We start from the raw sequence: 14,891 nt of genomic DNA on the forward strand, positions 1-14,891 counted from the left end.
GCGAATGAGCACTCTCGAAGAACTGGACGGCTGGCACCGGGAGTTGCGGGAGCAGTTCCCGATCATCACCGGCGCCCCCGAGCAGGCCTACCTGGACAGCGCGGCCACCGCCCAGAAGCCGCGGGCGGTGCTCGACGCCGTCCACCACTACCTCACCACCGCCAACGCCAACGCCGGGCGCGGCACCTACACCTGGGCCAACGCCACCACCGCGCTGGTCGAACGCACCCGCACCCGGGTCGCCACCTTCCTCGGCGACCCGGCGCCCGGGCAGCCCTCCGGCGTGCACTTCGTCAGCGGCACCACCGAGGGCCTGCGCACGGTGGCCCGGGACTGGCTCCCCCGGCACCTGCGGGACGGCGACGAGATCATCGTGCCGTTCGCCGACCACCAGGCCAACGCCCTGCCCTGGCTGGAGGCGCAGCAGCTGCTCGCCGAACGCGGCGTGCGCGTCCGGGTCCGCGAACTCCCGTACGACCCGGCCTCGCACGACTACGACCACCGGGCGCTGCCCGGACTCGTCACCGAGCGGACGGCGTTCGTCGCCGCCACCCACGTCCACCACGTGTACGGCGCCGACATGAACGTCCACCGGATCCGGGCCGCCGTCGGCCCCGGCGTACCGATCTGCCTGGACGCGGCGCAGAGCGTCGGCCACCTGCCGGTGGACGTCGGCCGGCTCGACGTCGACTTCGTGGTCTTCTCCGGCCACAAGGCGCTCGCCCTGCCCGGCACCGGCGCGATCTGGGCCCGCAACACCCGCGGTCCGGAGTTCCGCCCCGGCGGCTGGAGCGGCACCCCCAACACCTGCGGGATCGCCGGCCTGGAGGCCGCCCTGGACTGGCTCGACGCCGCCGGTACCGACCGCATCCAGCGTTGGACCACCGCCCTGGCAAGCCGCCTCACCGACGGCCTGCGCGGCTCCGACGCCTACCGGGTCCTCGGCTGCGAACGGAGCCTGGCCGCCGACTCCCCGGTGCAGCGCCGCGAGGCCATCGTCACCTTCCGGCACCGCGCGATCCCCTCCAACGACCTCGGCTTCGTCCTCGCCGGCCACGGCCTGATGGTCCGCGCCGACGGCCACTGCCAGGGCCGCGCCGGCGAGACCGACACCTCGGTGCGGGTCAGCCTGCACGCCTACAACTCCCCCGAGGAGATCGACCGGCTGCTGGCCGCCCTGCCCGACCTGTAGCCGGGGCCGTGGCAGGGGCGCTCAGCGGCGCCAGCGGTGGTAGGTGTTCCAGTCCCTGGTGATCCAGGTGCCGTCACCGAGCGGGACCACCTCGTCGACCTCGGGCATCGGGTACTCGACGCGGCCGTGCAGGGTGCCGGTGGCGGGGTCGGCGAGCCAGTGGCTGTGCTCGCGCCAGCGCTCCTCGCCGAACACGTACACCGCAGCCTCGTCGTAGGTGTTGTGGAGCGTCACCATCGCTGTGTCGTCGTCCACGAACCCGCTCCAGGAGGAGATGGACGGGTCGTTGTGCACCGAGCAGTCGCCGGTGCCGGGGGCCGGGAAGTCGCTCAGCCGCAGCGAGGCGACGACCCGGTAGGAGGGCAGCTCGTGCCAGCTGACGTCCCGTCCCCTCCGGTCGACGCTCATGCAGCGGGTCCGCCGCGGGGAGGCGCCCAGGTACTCGCGCTCGGCCGGGAGGTGGCCGGCCTCCGCGTCCTGCGGCATCCGCCCGCCCAGGACGACGGCGCCGGACTCCCAGCCCGCCCGGTAGCGGGTGTCCGCCTCACGTCCGCCGGACACCTTCACCCCGGTGACCTCGCCGCACTCGTCCAGCAGCAGGCTGACGAACCGCTCGTAGCCGCCGCACCGGAGCATGCTCCGGGCCAGCACCGCCCCCTCGGTGTCCAGGGTGAGCAGCAGGGTGCTGTCGGGCAGGCCGGAGGGCAGCCGCAGCCAGGTGCGGGGTTCCCGGCCGGGCCCGGCCGGTGTGAACGCGACGTACCCCCAGCGGTCCACCTCCCAGGTGCCGTACGGCTGCCGCCAGAGCGTCCGGCCGTCCCGGGCGACCGCGACGTACCCGGCCGGGGTGCCGAATACGGCGAAGGAGAGGTCGGGGGCCGGCCAGGTCCGCGACCACAGCTCGGGGGACGGGGCCGGGAACTCGGCCGCGAGTTCGGCCCGTTCGCCGAGCTCGTAGAGGCGCAGCGCTTCGGCGCTGCGGACGTGCAGCCGGGGGACGGGGCCGCTGGGGTCGAGGAGGGTCCGGGTACCGGCCGGGTCCGGGATCGGGTAGCTGGCCACCAGCTCGGGTGTGATCGTCACACCGCCATCCTCTCGCGGCGGGCCGACGGCCGCTGGCGGGATCTTGACGACCTACGGCGTTCACGCCACTCGTGGGGATGGGCCCCGGGGCCGGAGGATGGAGCCAACGCCGACCGGGGAAGCCCGGAACGGCCCACCGAAACCCCGCCCGACCAGCAGAGACCGAGGTCCTCCCATGTCCGCCAGCGCCGTCCTGAACGTCCCCGCCGCCACCCCGGCCGAGGCCGCCGCCCACTACGCCGCCCGGCTCGCCTTCGAGGCGGACGTCTCCGACGTCCACGCCGACCTGGCCTCCGGAGTGTCCGGCGTGGTGGTGGTCGACACCCGCAGCGAGGTCGCCTGGAACCAGGGCCACATCCCCGGCGCCGTGCACATCCCCACCGCGCGGATCGCCGAGCTCGCACCGCAGTTGATCGACCCGGCCACCCAGACCGTGGTCACCTACTGCTGGGGCCCCGGCTGCAACGGCGCCACCCGGGCGGCGCTGACCTTCGCCCGCCTCGGCTACCCCGTCAAGGAGATGCTCGGCGGCTTCGAGTACTGGGTCCGCGAGGGCTTCGCGTACGACACCGCCACCGGCCCCGAGAGCCGCCCCGTCGACGACCTGACCGCCCCGCGCTCGGGCATCTCCTGCGCATGCTGAGCGTCACCGCACGGCCGGGCGGCACCATCCGCCCGGCCACCGCGGCCGACCTGCCCGCGCTCGCCCAACTGTGCGCCGACCACGCCGCCTACGAGCGCGCCGAGCCGGTGCCCGCGGACCTCGCCGCCCGGCTGGAGCCCGCGCTGTTCGCCGCGCAGCCGCGGGCGTGGTGCCTGGTGGTCGACCACGGCGGCGAGTTGACCGGCTACGCGAGCTACTCCAGGGAGTTCTCCACCTGGCAGGCCGCCGAGTACGTCCACCTGGACTGCCTGTTCGTCACCGAGGCACACCGGGGCGGAGGGTGGGGCCGCGCCCTCCTCGACGCCGTACGAGTGGCGGCGGCAGAGCTGGGCGCAGCGCAGTTGCAGTGGCAGACGCCCGACTGGAACACCGACGCCATCCGCTTCTACCACCGGGAAGGCGCCGTGGGCCGCCCCAAGGTCAGGTTCTCCCTCGCGGCGGTCCTCGACGCCGGGGCCACCGGGGCGGGCCCCGGGCCGGCGGGGAGGCCGGGCCGGGGGCCGCTCAGGGGTGTGGCCGGGGGTGTCGGCCGGGGGTGTCAGCCGTCGTTCTCCGTGGAGGGGAGGTAGGCGCCGGGGACGTCGTTCGGGGCGTGGATCGTGTCCTCGCCCGGGTACGGGGTCCGCCAGTTGTGCGTCTGGTACCAGGTCAGGTGGTTCATCTGGGCCGGGTTGGCCAGGTCCGGCGCCGCGTTCGGGCCGGTCAGCTGCTGCTTGGACTTCCAGTCCTCCCACTGGGCCGCGACCTGCCGCTCGGCCGCCGGCGGGGCGGTGGTCACCGGCGCCGCCGCCGCGTTCGCGTCCGGGGCACCGGGCACGTCGAGGCCGCAGGACGGCGGGGTCTTGAGGCCGTCGGTCAGCGAGGTACGGTTGGGCACCGCGTCGAACGGGGTGAGGTCCGGCTTGTCGGTGAACGCGGTGGTCATCGGGCTGGCCGCGCTGTCCTTCTGGTTCATCGGGTGGATCCCGAGGATCTGCTCGATGGTGCGGACCATGGTGATCTGCGAGTAGTAGCGGCTGTCGACGGCCCCGTGCTGCGCCCAGGGGCTGATGATCTGGATCGGGGCGCGGTGGCCGTCGACGTGGTCGAGGCCGGCCTGGGAGTCGTCCTCGACCACGAAGATCGCGGTGTCCTTCCAGTACTCGCTGTGCGAGATCTCCTGGACGATCTTCCCGACCGCGAGGTCGTTGTCGGCGACCTGGGCGGCCGGGGCGGCCGGACCGCCGGTGTGGTCGCTGGACAGCCACAGCATGTTGAGGGCCGCCGGGCCGTTCTGCTCGAAGTCCTGCTTCCAGATCTGGTAACGGTAGACGTCCGGGACGTCGGTGTCGAACTTCGGGAAGCCCGGCACCGACACGTCGTTGAGCGAGGGGATCGGCGAGGAGGAGTTGAGCGGGTAGGCGGTGTCGTCACCCGTCGCGTCCATGTTCTTGGCGTCGCAGTACAGGTTCTGCCAGGTCGCGCCGTCGGGCTTGGTGAGGAACTGGTGGAACTCGCCGAAGTCGCGCACGTCCTGGCCGGCCGCCTGGGCGCCGGTCCACAGGAAGCCCGTGCGCTGGTGGCCGAGGGCGTCGTCCTCGGTGTCGTAACTGCGCTCGTACTCCCCGGCCGAGGACTCGGTGTACTCCGGATTGTCCGCCTGCATCAGCCAGTTGTGGCCCTCGGCGGAGTTGGTACCGATGTCGTAGGTGTTGTCGTAGAGCCCGAACTGCTTGGCCAGCGCCTGCTGGTTGGGCGTGACGTTGGCGCCGAACTGGGCCAGCTTCGGGTCGCCGTTGCCCTTGCCGATGTCGCCGAAGACCTGGTCGTAGGTCCGGTTCTCCTTGACGATCAGGAAGACGTGCTTGATCGTCGACGGGTCGCCGATCCGGGCCGGCACGGCGACGGGCTTCGCCTTGTGCCCGTCCGCCGTCCGCACGGCGCCCTTGGTCCAGCCGTTCTGCCGGAAGACCTGGTCCGTCCGGGAGCGGATCTCCTGGTCGGACGGCAGGGTGAACTGCGTCAGGCTGGAGGTGGTGTCGTGGGTGTTGTGGGCGCCGGTGGAGTTGGGGCGGCGCGCGTCGATGCCGCGGGTGTTGGAGACGACCACCTTGGAGCCGACGGTGGTGATCTCCGCCGGGAAGTAGTCGGTGGGCAGCAGGCCGACGTAGCTCACCGGCTCCTGGGCACTGGTGAAGCGGTAGACGGCCACCGCGTTGGCCCGGCCGAGGGTGACCAGCAGGCGCCCGTCGTCGGTGAGCGTGATCGCGGTGGGCTCGTAGCCCACCGAGGCCTCCGGCCAGGGCTTGGTGGAGATGCGCTGCACCACCTTGCCCCGCGCCGTGTCGATCACGGACACCTGGTCGGAGGAGGTGTCCGCGACGAAGACCGTCCCGCCCTTGGCGTACACGGCCGTCGGGTGCAGGCCGACCTCGATGGACCCGACGGCGGCGGAGCGGTTCGCCAGGTCGATCACACTGATGGTGCCGGTGGTGGTGGCGCCGGTGTCCGGGTCGGCCGGCACCTGGGTGCCGTAGGAGTTCAGCGTGTCGTCGTCGGCGGTGGCGGCCCGGCCGCCCTCGTTGCTGACGTACAGCTTCCGCCCGACCTGCACGATGCCGCGCGGTGCGATGCCGGTCGTCCAGCTCTGCCCGAGCGCGCCGGTGGCCGCGTTGATCTCGACCACCCGGTTCTGGCCGTTGACGGCCGCGTAGACCGTCGAGCCGTCGGCCGAGAACACCGCGCCGGAGGCCAGCGCGTGCTTGCTGCCGTCGGCCGGGATGGCGATCCGCACCGGGTCGGCCAGCGAGCCGTCGGCCTGCACGGTGAACCTGGTGTAGCCGTCCAGCTGGCCGAGCCACAGCTGCTTGCCGTCCGGCGAGTAGACCGGGGCCTCCTGGCCGACCGAGCCGTCGGTCAGGTGCAGGTCGGCGGTCTTGGCCTTGCCGGCGCGCTGCTGCACCTTGCCGGTCCTGAGGTCGACCACGACCAACGAGGCGTCGCCGTCGGCCAGCGAGGCGGCCAGGTGGGTGCCGTCCGGGCTGACCCGGGAGCCCATCAGCTTGCCGTTGTTGATGACCAGGCGGTCGCCGTACGGGGCGATGTACTGGTCGCTGGATATCACCTGGCCGTCGGCGGTGACCTGGCCGACCTGGTCGGTGCCGAACTGGTGGGTGGTCGCGAAAGCGGTGCCGGTGGCCACGGCCACCGCCGTGATGCACGCCGTGGCCAGGGTGGCCCGGCGGCCTGTCCGGCGTGCTGCCCGGCGGCCGAGGAGCACGGGGTGCTCCCGCTGGACTCGTCGACGACGCGTTACCTGCATGGCGTCAGCCCTTCGTGTGAGTGCGCTGCGTTGATTCCGGTGTCTTCGCTGCGGGGTGCTGCGAGTGCTGCGGGGCGGTGCGGGCGGTGCGGGCGGTGCGCGGGTGCTGCGGGGCGGTACGGGCGGGGCGCTCAGTCCGTCGAGGAGTCGAGCAGGTCGATCTGGGCGTCGAACTGCCACAGCGGGTTCGGCGCGTCCCCGGTGCCGGTGTGGACCAGGAAGTAGCCGTTGACCTCCTTCGGCCCGTCACCGTCGGCCATCACCCGGCCGTCCGAGGCGACGTCCAGCTGGTAGATCGCGCTGCCGGGGGCCTCGGTGCCGGGCAGGTGCCAGGTGACCACGCAGCGCCAGTCGTTGCCCGGGCCCTCCGGCTCGACCTGGCCGTCGCCCCGGTTGCAGTCCGCGGCCACCCGCAGGGCGGCCTCGGTGACGGCGGGGCGGTGCAGTTGCTCGGTCTGCAGCCGGTACAGGTGGGCGAACACGGTGGAGACCGTCCGCTGCACCTTCGCCCGGCTGATCCCCGAGCCGGTCGAGGGCGCGGCCACCGCGACCGCCCCGGTGGTCAGCGCGAGCAGCGCGGCCAGCGGCAGCACCCCGTGGGTGAGCGCGCGGCGCTTCTCGCCGTCCTCGCTGCCGTTGGTGAAGTCCCGCCGGACGAACAGCCGGTGGGCCGCGGCCGTCGCCACCACGGCCCAGACCAGGCTGACCGCGACCGCGATCAGCAGCTCCGGCAGCCGGTTCGGGTCGGCGAACAGCCCGTTCCAGGAGACGAAGGCGTAGCCGGGCAGGGCCAGTCGCAGCGGCACCGGCAGCGGCAGCGTCTGGGCGAGCTGCATCGCGACCGCGGACAGGGCGGGGACGAGCAGGCCCATCGGGGAGCGGCCCAGCACGACCGAACCGAGCAGGCCGAGCGAGGCCAGCGCCATCGTCGGCGCCAGGGCGGCGGTCCAGGCCAGCAGGACGCCCACGGCCGCGTCGGACGGTGCCAGCAGGTGCCCGTCGACGCCGACCAGCGGCCGGTCGCCGACCGCCGCGAGCCCGCCCACCGTGCTGGAGGCCACCAGTCCGGCCACCAGCAGGACGATCACGGTGGCGCTCGCCAGGGTTTTGGCGAGGAAGATCCGGTGCGGCGAACGGACCGCCACCAGCAGGTGCCGCCAGGTGCCGAGCCGGTCCTCGGCGGCGAACACGTCGCCCGCGACCACCGAGGTCAGCAGCGGCAGCGCCCAGGAGCCCGCGAAGCCCAGCAGCACCAGCGGGCCGGCCCAGCCCGTGGCGTGCATCCAGCGGCCGAACAGGGTGTCGGAGGGCAGCGTGCCCTGCTGGGCGACGGCGGCCACGAACAGCCCGGGCAGCGCCCAACAGGCCAGCACCAGCAGGCGGATCCGCCACTGCGAGACCAGTTTCACCAGCTCGAAGCGGTACACCCGGCCCACCGGCACCCGGCGCGCCCCGGGCCCTGCGGCCGCACCGGACGCCGCCTTCCCCGCCGTGACCGTGCTCATCGCCCCTCCTCCTGCTGCTCCTCGGTCAGGGCGAGGTACGCGGCCTCCAGCGGCGACACCACGGGCGCGACCTCGCGCAGCCGTACGCCCTCCTGCACCAGCCCGTCCACCAGCCGCTCGACGGCCGGGCCGGTGGCGCGCACCACCAGCGCCTCCGTACCGCGCCAGGCCCCGGCTCCGTCCAGCACCGTCACCCCGGCCGTCCCGACGGCCACCCGCCGGGCGGCGCGCAGGTCGGAGGTGAGCAGCCGGTGCTCCAGCGCGCGGGTCTCGGCGGCCAACTCGCCCAGCGGGCCGGAGAACCGGACCCGCCCGGTGGCGAGGATCGTCACCTCGGAGCAGAGCGACTCCAGGTCGTCCATCCGGTGGCTGGACAGCACGACGGTGACGCCGTCCTCGGCGAGCCGGCGCAGCGCCCCGTGGACGTGCTGCTTGCCCGCCGGGTCCAGGCCGTTGGAGGGCTCGTCGAGCACCAGCAGCCGCGGCCGGGTGAGCAGCGCGGCCGCCAGGCCGAGCCGTTGGCGCATGCCCAGGGAGAAGCCGCGCACCCGGTCGTCGGCCACGTCCCGCAGTCCGACCTCGAACAGCACCTCGTCGATCCGCCCGGCGCCGGCGTCCTCCCCGCGCAGGGCCGCCAGCGCGGCGAGGTTGCGCCGCGCGGTCAGCGAGGGGTAGAGGCCGGGGCCGTCGACGAACCCGGCCACGCCGTCGGGTGCCGCGAGTGCCCGGCCGAGCGGGCTGCCCAGCACCTCCAGCTCGCCGCCGTCGGCGACGGCCAGCCCGAGCAGCAGCCCGAGCAGGGTGGTCTTCCCCGCTCCGTTCGGCCCGGCGAGCCCGTGGATCCGCCCGGGGAGCAGCTCAAGACCGACTCCGTCGAGCGCCACGACGTCACCGAAGCACTTCGTCAATCCCCTGGCCCGTACGGCAGGTTGCGTGTCTTCCATGGCTCCTTCTCGCAGTCCCCCAGGGAAGGTAGGGGGTTGGCGGGGCGGCGTCAGGAGCACGCGGTTGAACTCCGGGGGAACAGCGGGTCGGCTCCGTGGCGGGGGCCGTCGGCCCTCGCTCTGAGGTGCATGACGTCACCGGGCCTCACCGCCGGGGCCTCACCGCCGGGGCCTCACCGCTGAGGCAGCCAGGGCCTCACCGCCGGGGCAGCCGGGGCACGGGCGCCCCGGCAGCGCGCAGTCGGGCCTCGGTCAGCGCCGTCAGCCGGGCCGAGTTCCGCAGCTCGCCCTCGCGGTGCCGGTCGATCAGCCGGTACTGGGTGGCGGCCCTGCTCCAGGCCTCCAGACCGGCCTGGTCCGCCAGCAGCGCGGGATTGGCGAGGTAGCGCTCGGCCATGGCATCGGCGAGTTCCTCCAGCCGCGGATCGTCCGGCTCCCAGCCCTCGGCCTCCCAGGCCTGCCGGGCCAGGTCGACGAACCCGGGGTCGTCCAGCTGCCGTTCGAGCTGGGCGAGGAAGGCGTCGAAGCCGCCGGGCACCAGCACCCGGGCGAGCACCAGCGCCTCGCGCTGCCCGGCCACGTAGTCCGGGCCGAAGCCGAGTCCGGCCATCCGGTCCAGGACGGCGCAGGCGCGGTCGGGCAGCAGGGCCCGGTCGCCCTCGGCCAGTCGGTGCAGCGTGGCGCGGCGCTGCTCCAGTTCGGCGATCCGCTCGGCCAACCGGCGTTCGACGTCGGCCAGGGCGGCGGCGAACTCCTCCGCCCCGGCGTCGAGCAGCGGCCCGATCTCGGCCAGCGGGACCCCGGCGGTGGCCAGCGTGCGGACCTGCACCAGGCGCAGCAGCTGGTCCGAGCCGTACCGCCGGTAGCCGGAGCCGTCCCGCGGCGGCTCCGCCACCAGCCCGTGCTCGTGGTAGTGCCGCACCGTCTTCACCGAGACGCCCAGGAAGGCCGCCGCCTGACCGATCGTGACTCCGCTCATCATCCGCCAAGCTTCTCCTGTGGTCGGCTCCGTCGGCGAGGCGCCCCCCGGCCGGGCGCCCCCGACCGGTGCCCCGCTCAGGGATCTCGGTCAGCCGGAGAACACCGCGGCGACCAGCCGCTGCTGGGCCTGCTGGAAGGCCGCCGCGACGGACATCTCCGGGTCGTCCACGTAGTTCAGACCGGCGGTCAGGATCCGGCGGCCGTCGGCGGAGCCGTACATCAGCGCCGCCGAGCCGATGGTGGCGCCGTTGTGGTGGTAGATCGTGCCGCCGTCCGGGCCGAGGTCCTGGGCGAACAGCCCGAGGCCGTAGCCGACCCGCTCCTCCGGGGTGCGCATCTCGGCCAGCAGCCCGGCGGGCAGCAGTCGCCCGCTCATCAGGGCGGCGAAGTAGGTGTGGAGGTCCTGGGTGGTCGAGATCATGTCGCCGCCCGCCGCGACCCAGCTGGGGTCGTGCCGGGTGACGTCGAGCGTCCGCTCCTGCCCGCCGTCCCGGTAGCGGTAGTAGCCGTGGTGGTGCGGCTCGGGGAGCTCGGGCGAGCTGCCCGGCGCCACGGTGCCGGTCAGCCCCAGCGGGGCCAGGACCAGCCGCCGCAGCTCCTCGGCGAACGTCCGGCCGGTGGCCCGCTCGATCACCAGCCGGGCCAGCACGTAGTTGGTGTTGGAGTAGCTCCAGCCCTCCCCCGGCGCGAACCGCGGCGCCCGGGACAGTGCCAGCCGGACCAGCTCCTCGGGCCGGTAGGTGTGGAAGCGCAGGTCCACCCACTCCTTGCCGCGCCAGGGGACGCCGGGCTCGACCGTGCCGTCCGCCAGCAGCTCGCCGGTGTGGCTGAACACGCCGCTGGTGTGCTGGAGCAGCATCCGTACGGTGATCCGGTGGTCCAGCCCGAACTCGGGCAGGTAGTGGTCGGCGGGGGTGTCCAGGCCGATCCGGCCCTCGGCGACCAGCAGCAGCACCGTGGTGGCGACGAAGCTCTTGGTGCTGCTGCCGATCCGGAAGTGGCCGTCGGTCAGCGGCGCGGCGGCGCTGTCCAGTTCGCGGGATCCGGCGCTGCCGGCCCAGCTGCCCCGTTCGTCGCTCACCCGCAGCTGGACGCCGAGGAAGCCGGAGCCGGCCAGTTCCTCGATCGCCCGCCGCAGTTCCGGTCGGTCCTGGCCCTGGCCGGAGTCGGCGGATCGGTCGGCGTGGTGGGACTGGACGGTGGTCATGGGTGCTCCCCGGTGTTCGTCGTGCCCGGACCGTTGTCCGGCTGCTGCGACGAATCTCCACCCTGCCCCAGGGGCGGCCTCAAGTGTGACCCGGCCCACAGCGGTGCTGCGCGCCGCGCCGCCGACTCAGCCGGCGGCTCAGCCGGCGGCTCAGCCGGCGACCTCCACCGTCACGTCGTAACTGCGCTGGTTCGGCGTGCAGTTGAGGGCCTCGCCGCAGACGGTACGGAAGGCGGTCAGGTGGGCCGTCCCCGCCGTACGGGCGGTGAAGGAGGTGGTGACGGTGCCGCAGCCGCCGCCGGGGCGGCAGGAGGGGGACGGCGCGGTGGTCGGGGAGCCGGTCGGGGCGAGCACCGCGGGGGCGGAGCTGGTGGCGCCGGACCAGTACGTCCCCTGGAGTTCGACCGAGACGGTGGCCCCGACGGACACCTTCACCGTGGTGTGGTTGGCCTTCTCGTCGGCGGTCACGGTCACGGCGGCCGGTGTGGTCACGGCCGTGACCGTCGGTGCCGGGGCGGAGGCCGCCGTGGAGGGTCCGGTGGAGCCGCAGCCCGTCAGGGCCAGCAGGACGGCGGCGCAGCCGAGGACGAGGACGGCGGGTCTGTTGAGCTTCACGGGGGTTCCTTCGGGAGAGGGTCGGCAGCGGTACCGGTTGGACGCGCGGGACGCCGGATCGGATCCCCCCGAATACGGAAATACCGCACCGGGGCGGGCGCGAGGCCCACCCCGGTGCGTCGAGCCGAGGCGATCGTCAGGAGACGGTCACGTCGTCGTAGTAGGTGTAGGTCGGGTCACCCGGGTAGTTGTCGTCGTGGTTGCTCAGGGTGAGCGTGTACGAGTGGCCCGGGGTGACGGTGGCCGTCTTGTTGGTCCAGCTGCCGGTGGTGGTGCAGGTCTTGGCGAGGACCGTGGTGGTCGTGCCGGTGGTGTTGTCCTTCAACGTGGCGGTGGCCCAGTCGTAGGTCACCGTGTCGTCGCAGGTGTTGCTGTACCAGAAGGACAGCTTGCTGGAGCCGGTCGGCGCGGTGAAGGTCTGGGTGACGGAGGAGTCGCCGGTCGGGTTGGTGGAGCCGACCATCGCGCCGTAGCTGCCGCTGTGCGCCGCACCCGTGGTGGCGGAGGTGGAGCCGGCGGCAGTCCAGCCGCTCAGGCTGCCGGTCTCGAAGCCGCCGTTGGTGATGGCGTTGCCGCCGCCGGAGCCGCCGGACTCGGTCCAGCTGAACGTGGTGCTGCCCGCGGCGCCGGTGGTGTCGGTCGCGGTGACCGTCACGCTGGAGGTGCCGGCGGTGGTCGGGGTGCCGGAGATCAGGCCGGTCGAGGAGTTGATCGACAGGCCGGCGGGCAGGCCGGTGGCCGAGTAGGTCAGGGTCTGGCCGGAGGCGGAGTCGCTCGCGCTGATCTGCAGGCTGGCCGCGGTGCCGACGGTGCCGGACTGGTTGCCCGGGTTGGTGACGGTGACCGTGTTGGTGTTGCCGTGGTTCAGGATGGCGTGCGTGATGGCGCAGGAGTTGGTGTCGTTCGACCAGCTGGCCTGCTCGGCGAAGGTGCCGTAGGAGCCGAAGGAGACGTTGGCGGCGCCGCCGGTGGAGCCGGGCTGGATCCAGGCGCACTCGTCCGAGTTCTCCTGGCCGTTGTACGAGCTGCCGGAGACGTGGTTGGTCCAGCCGCCGGCCGGGTTCTGGTCGGACATCATCTCGTGCCACTCGTGGCCGAGGGTCATCGTGAAGCCGTCCAGCGTGCCGGGCGAGTTGACGAAGCCGACGCCGCAGCTGGCGCCCTGGTCGATGTTGTACGGCTGGTTGGAGAAGGCGATGTCGCCGTAGGGCGAGCTGGCCGCACCGCCGGTGAGGGTGGTGTCACCGTTCCAGTCGTGCCAGGCGCAGTACCCGGTGGTGGGGTTCTGGTAGTCGTCCGGGTTGGTGCCGTGCGGCGACAGGATGATGTAGTACGCGTCACGGTTGGAGGCGGCCGTGGTGTTGCCGAAGTGGCCGGCGGCCTTGACGGACTCCTGCGCCAGCTGGTTGCCGGTGGCCGAGGCGGGCGAGGGGGCCGCGTTGTCGTACCAGACGCCGGAGAGCACGCCGCCGCTCTGGTACGGGATGAAGTTGGCGTTCGACGGGCAGCTGACCGCACCGGTGGCGACGTTGGGGCCGTCGCACCACTGGGTCAGGTCGGCCGACCAGGTCTCGCCGTTGGTGCCGATGCCCTTGAACATCTGCTGGGTGGCCCCGGCCGCGCCGGCCGAGTCGCCGGAGAACTTGGCGTTGCCGTTGGCGTCGGTGGTCTGGGTGCCCCACTGGCTGCCGTAGAAGACCAGGTAGACCTTGGAGTGACCGCTCTGCACGCCGATGCCGTCGACGCCGCCACCGTAGGAGAGCGTCTGCTGGCCGGTGGCCGCGGCCTGGGCGTGGGCGGCCATCCACTCCTTGTACTTCTTCTGCTGCTGCTTGCCCATCACCGCGCCGTGGCGGTACGGGTGGCCGTTCTGGGGGCTCCAGGGGTTGAACTCGTTGTTGACGCTGCCCGAGGAGCTGGAGATGTCCTGGGCGGCGGCCGGTCCGGCCGCGCCGGCGAGACCGGCGGCGGCGAGCGCTATGGACGCCAGGCCGGTGAGCGCCGCGTTCTTCGCGCGCCGCATTCTGGGGGAGTGACCCATGGGGTGAGGGTGCCTCTCTGCTTGCCGATCGCCCATTGCGGCTGGGGGCCGCGAACGATCCCTTTGTGGGGAAGGAGCAACAGGCGGAATCCACCGGGCGCCGAATCCGGTTCTATCTTCCGGACAGCCGGAATTGACGGTCTCTCGGTGGGGCCAGCTGCTTGGGCATGAAGGAAAGCAGAGTTGATGAACGGTGGTCAACGGCTGCGGGTAAGGAAACATTAAGAACGGTGTTCGGGCAGGTGAAGGGCCTGTCGGGAAGTCAATTCGAGGCCCACGGCATTCACTGAATATCGCTCGGAAGACTGTTTCGACATTCGGTGAAACGTCGCCGTTTCAACATTGCAGCTTTTCCGGAACCAGCAGTCACGACCATCGTCACGACCACCGTCTCGACCACCCCTCAGGACCGCCCCTCATGCCCCCTGTCACAACCGTCCGCCGGCGCTGTCCGCGGACAACCGCTGGGCCAGGTACACCGGGACGACCGAGAGCAGCACCAGCACCGCCGCCACCACGTTCACCACCGGGGCCTGGTTGGGGCGCGCCAGGTTGGCGTAGATCCAGACCGGCAGGGTCTGGACGGCCGGGCCGGCCGTGAAGGTGGTCACCACGATCTCGTCGAAGGACAGCGCGAAGGCCAGCAGGCCGCCCGCGAGCAGGGCCGACCGCACGGCCGGGAAGGTGACGTACCGGAAGGTCTGGAAGGTGTGGGCGCCGAGGTCCGCCGAGGCCTCCTCGGCGGAGGGGGCCAGCCGGCGCAGCCGGGCGAGGACGTTGTTGAACACCACCACCACGCAGAAGGTGGCGTGCCCGATCACCACGGTGAGCAGGCCGAAGCCGATGCCGGCCGGGCCCAGCACGGTGCGGAAGGCGGCGTTGAGCGCGATGCCGGTGACGATGCCGGGCAGCGCGATCGGCAGGATCACCAGGAAGGACACCGCCTGGCGGCCGAAGAACCGGTACCGCTGGACGGCGAAGGCCGTCATGGTGCCCAGCACCAGCGCCACCAGGGTGGCGCCCGCCCCGGCCTGGAGCGAGGAGACCAGGGCGCTGCGGGCGCCCTCGGACTGCCAGGCCCGGACCCACCACTCGGTGGTGAGCCCGGTCGGCGGCCAGGCGAAGGAGCGGTCCCGGTTCAGCGAGTTGACCAGCACCAGCAGCAGCGGCAGGTAGACGACGGCGAGGCCGAGGAAGGTGGCCGCGCGCAGCGCGATCCGGGTGCGGCGGGAGAGGATCACGGGGGTACGCCTCCGAGGGGTGTACTAGGGCCCGTCTTCAAACCCCCGTCGTTCGCCCGGAGGGCGGGCGGGGCGGCGTTGGGGTGCGTGCATCGCAAGGCGGAGGAGGGAGCCCAA

The 14,891-nt window shown here is 72.9% G+C and carries 12 protein-coding genes; 3 read left to right on the forward strand and 9 right to left on the reverse strand.

The features are described 5' to 3' along the window. The first annotated feature begins 4 nt into the window (after positions 1-4). Positions 5-1,192 (forward strand): aminotransferase class V-fold PLP-dependent enzyme, encoded by a 1,188-nt coding sequence (locus ACIQWA_RS30090; protein WP_402487816.1) that lies wholly within the window; start codon positions 5-7, stop codon positions 1,190-1,192. Positions 1,193-1,213: 21 nt separating this feature from the next. On the opposite strand, the gene ACIQWA_RS30095 is transcribed toward ACIQWA_RS30090, so the two are convergent. Further along, positions 1,214-2,275 (reverse strand): hypothetical protein, encoded by a 1,062-nt coding sequence (locus ACIQWA_RS30095; protein ID WP_402487818.1) that lies wholly within the window; start codon positions 2,273-2,275, stop codon positions 1,214-1,216. 175 nt (positions 2,276-2,450) lie between these two features. On the opposite strand from ACIQWA_RS30095, the gene ACIQWA_RS30100 reads away from it, so the two are divergent. Both ACIQWA_RS30100 and ACIQWA_RS30105 read left to right on the forward strand, forming a co-directional pair. Beyond that, on the forward strand, positions 2,451-2,918 hold the full coding sequence (locus tag ACIQWA_RS30100; RefSeq protein WP_402487819.1) for a rhodanese-like domain-containing protein: 468 nt from the start codon (positions 2,451-2,453) through the stop codon (positions 2,916-2,918). Further along, positions 2,912-3,508 (forward strand): GNAT family N-acetyltransferase, encoded by a 597-nt coding sequence (locus tag ACIQWA_RS30105; RefSeq protein WP_402487821.1) that lies wholly within the window; start codon positions 2,912-2,914, stop codon positions 3,506-3,508. The genes ACIQWA_RS30100 and ACIQWA_RS30105 overlap by 7 nt, the downstream gene beginning before the upstream one ends. On the opposite strand, the gene ACIQWA_RS30110 is transcribed toward ACIQWA_RS30105, so the two are convergent. The 8 genes from ACIQWA_RS30110 to ACIQWA_RS30145 all read right to left on the reverse strand — a co-directional run bounded on the left by ACIQWA_RS30110 (position 3,478) and on the right by ACIQWA_RS30145 (position 14,774). Next, entirely contained in the window at positions 3,478-6,240 is a 2,763-nt protein-coding gene (locus ACIQWA_RS30110) for an alkaline phosphatase family protein (RefSeq protein ID WP_402487823.1), read from the reverse strand. The two genes, ACIQWA_RS30105 and ACIQWA_RS30110, sit on opposite strands and share 31 nt — an antisense overlap. 131 nt (positions 6,241-6,371) lie before the next feature. Beyond that, positions 6,372-7,745: an ABC transporter permease gene (locus ACIQWA_RS30115; protein WP_402487825.1), complete on the reverse strand. Its 1,374-nt coding sequence runs from the start codon at positions 7,743-7,745 to the stop codon at positions 6,372-6,374. After that, a complete protein-coding gene (locus ACIQWA_RS30120) occupies positions 7,742-8,689 on the reverse strand; it encodes an ABC transporter ATP-binding protein (RefSeq protein WP_402487827.1) in 948 nt (315 codons plus the stop codon). Before ACIQWA_RS30120 ends, ACIQWA_RS30115 begins: the two co-directional genes overlap by 4 nt. Positions 8,690-8,885: 196 nt before the next feature. Beyond that, entirely contained in the window at positions 8,886-9,671 is a 786-nt protein-coding gene (locus tag ACIQWA_RS30125) for a MerR family transcriptional regulator (RefSeq protein WP_402487829.1), read from the reverse strand. Positions 9,672-9,758: 87 nt separating this feature from the next. Beyond that, positions 9,759-10,877 (reverse strand): serine hydrolase domain-containing protein, encoded by a 1,119-nt coding sequence (locus ACIQWA_RS30130; protein WP_402487831.1) that lies wholly within the window; start codon positions 10,875-10,877, stop codon positions 9,759-9,761. Between the two features lie 150 nt (positions 10,878-11,027). Then, positions 11,028-11,492: a hypothetical protein gene (locus tag ACIQWA_RS30135; protein WP_402487833.1), complete on the reverse strand. Its 465-nt coding sequence runs from the start codon at positions 11,490-11,492 to the stop codon at positions 11,028-11,030. A 136-nt stretch (positions 11,493-11,628) separates the two neighbouring features. Next, entirely contained in the window at positions 11,629-13,533 is a 1,905-nt protein-coding gene (locus ACIQWA_RS30140; protein ID WP_402487835.1) for a putative Ig domain-containing protein, read from the reverse strand. Between the two features lie 428 nt (positions 13,534-13,961). Then, entirely contained in the window at positions 13,962-14,774 is an 813-nt protein-coding gene (locus ACIQWA_RS30145) for an ABC transporter permease (RefSeq protein WP_360236934.1), read from the reverse strand. Positions 14,775-14,891: the final 117 nt, after the last annotated feature.

Origin of the sequence: Kitasatospora sp. NPDC098652 (assembly GCF_044760155.1) — a bacterium.
Classification (GTDB): domain Bacteria; phylum Actinomycetota; class Actinomycetes; order Streptomycetales; family Streptomycetaceae; genus Kitasatospora.

Bases quoted from the DNA above. Each gene is read 5' to 3' on its own strand.
- ACIQWA_RS30090 (WP_402487816.1), top strand. From the start codon at position 5: ATGAGCACTCTCGAAGAACTGGACGGCTGGCACCGGGAGTTGCGGGAG.
- ACIQWA_RS30100 (WP_402487819.1), top strand. From the start codon at position 2,451: ATGTCCGCCAGCGCCGTCCTGAACGTCCCCGCCGCCACCCCGGCCGAG.
- ACIQWA_RS30105 (WP_402487821.1), top strand. From the start codon at position 2,912: ATGCTGAGCGTCACCGCACGGCCGGGCGGCACCATCCGCCCGGCCACC.
- ACIQWA_RS30110 (WP_402487823.1), bottom strand. From the start codon at position 6,240: ATGCAGGTAACGCGTCGTCGACGAGTCCAGCGGGAGCACCCCGTGCTC.
- ACIQWA_RS30115 (WP_402487825.1), bottom strand. From the start codon at position 7,745: ATGAGCACGGTCACGGCGGGGAAGGCGGCGTCCGGTGCGGCCGCAGGG.
- ACIQWA_RS30120 (WP_402487827.1), bottom strand. From the start codon at position 8,689: ATGGAAGACACGCAACCTGCCGTACGGGCCAGGGGATTGACGAAGTGC.
- ACIQWA_RS30125 (WP_402487829.1), bottom strand. From the start codon at position 9,671: ATGATGAGCGGAGTCACGATCGGTCAGGCGGCGGCCTTCCTGGGCGTC.
- ACIQWA_RS30130 (WP_402487831.1), bottom strand. From the start codon at position 10,877: ATGACCACCGTCCAGTCCCACCACGCCGACCGATCCGCCGACTCCGGC.
- ACIQWA_RS30140 (WP_402487835.1), bottom strand. From the start codon at position 13,533: ATGGGTCACTCCCCCAGAATGCGGCGCGCGAAGAACGCGGCGCTCACC.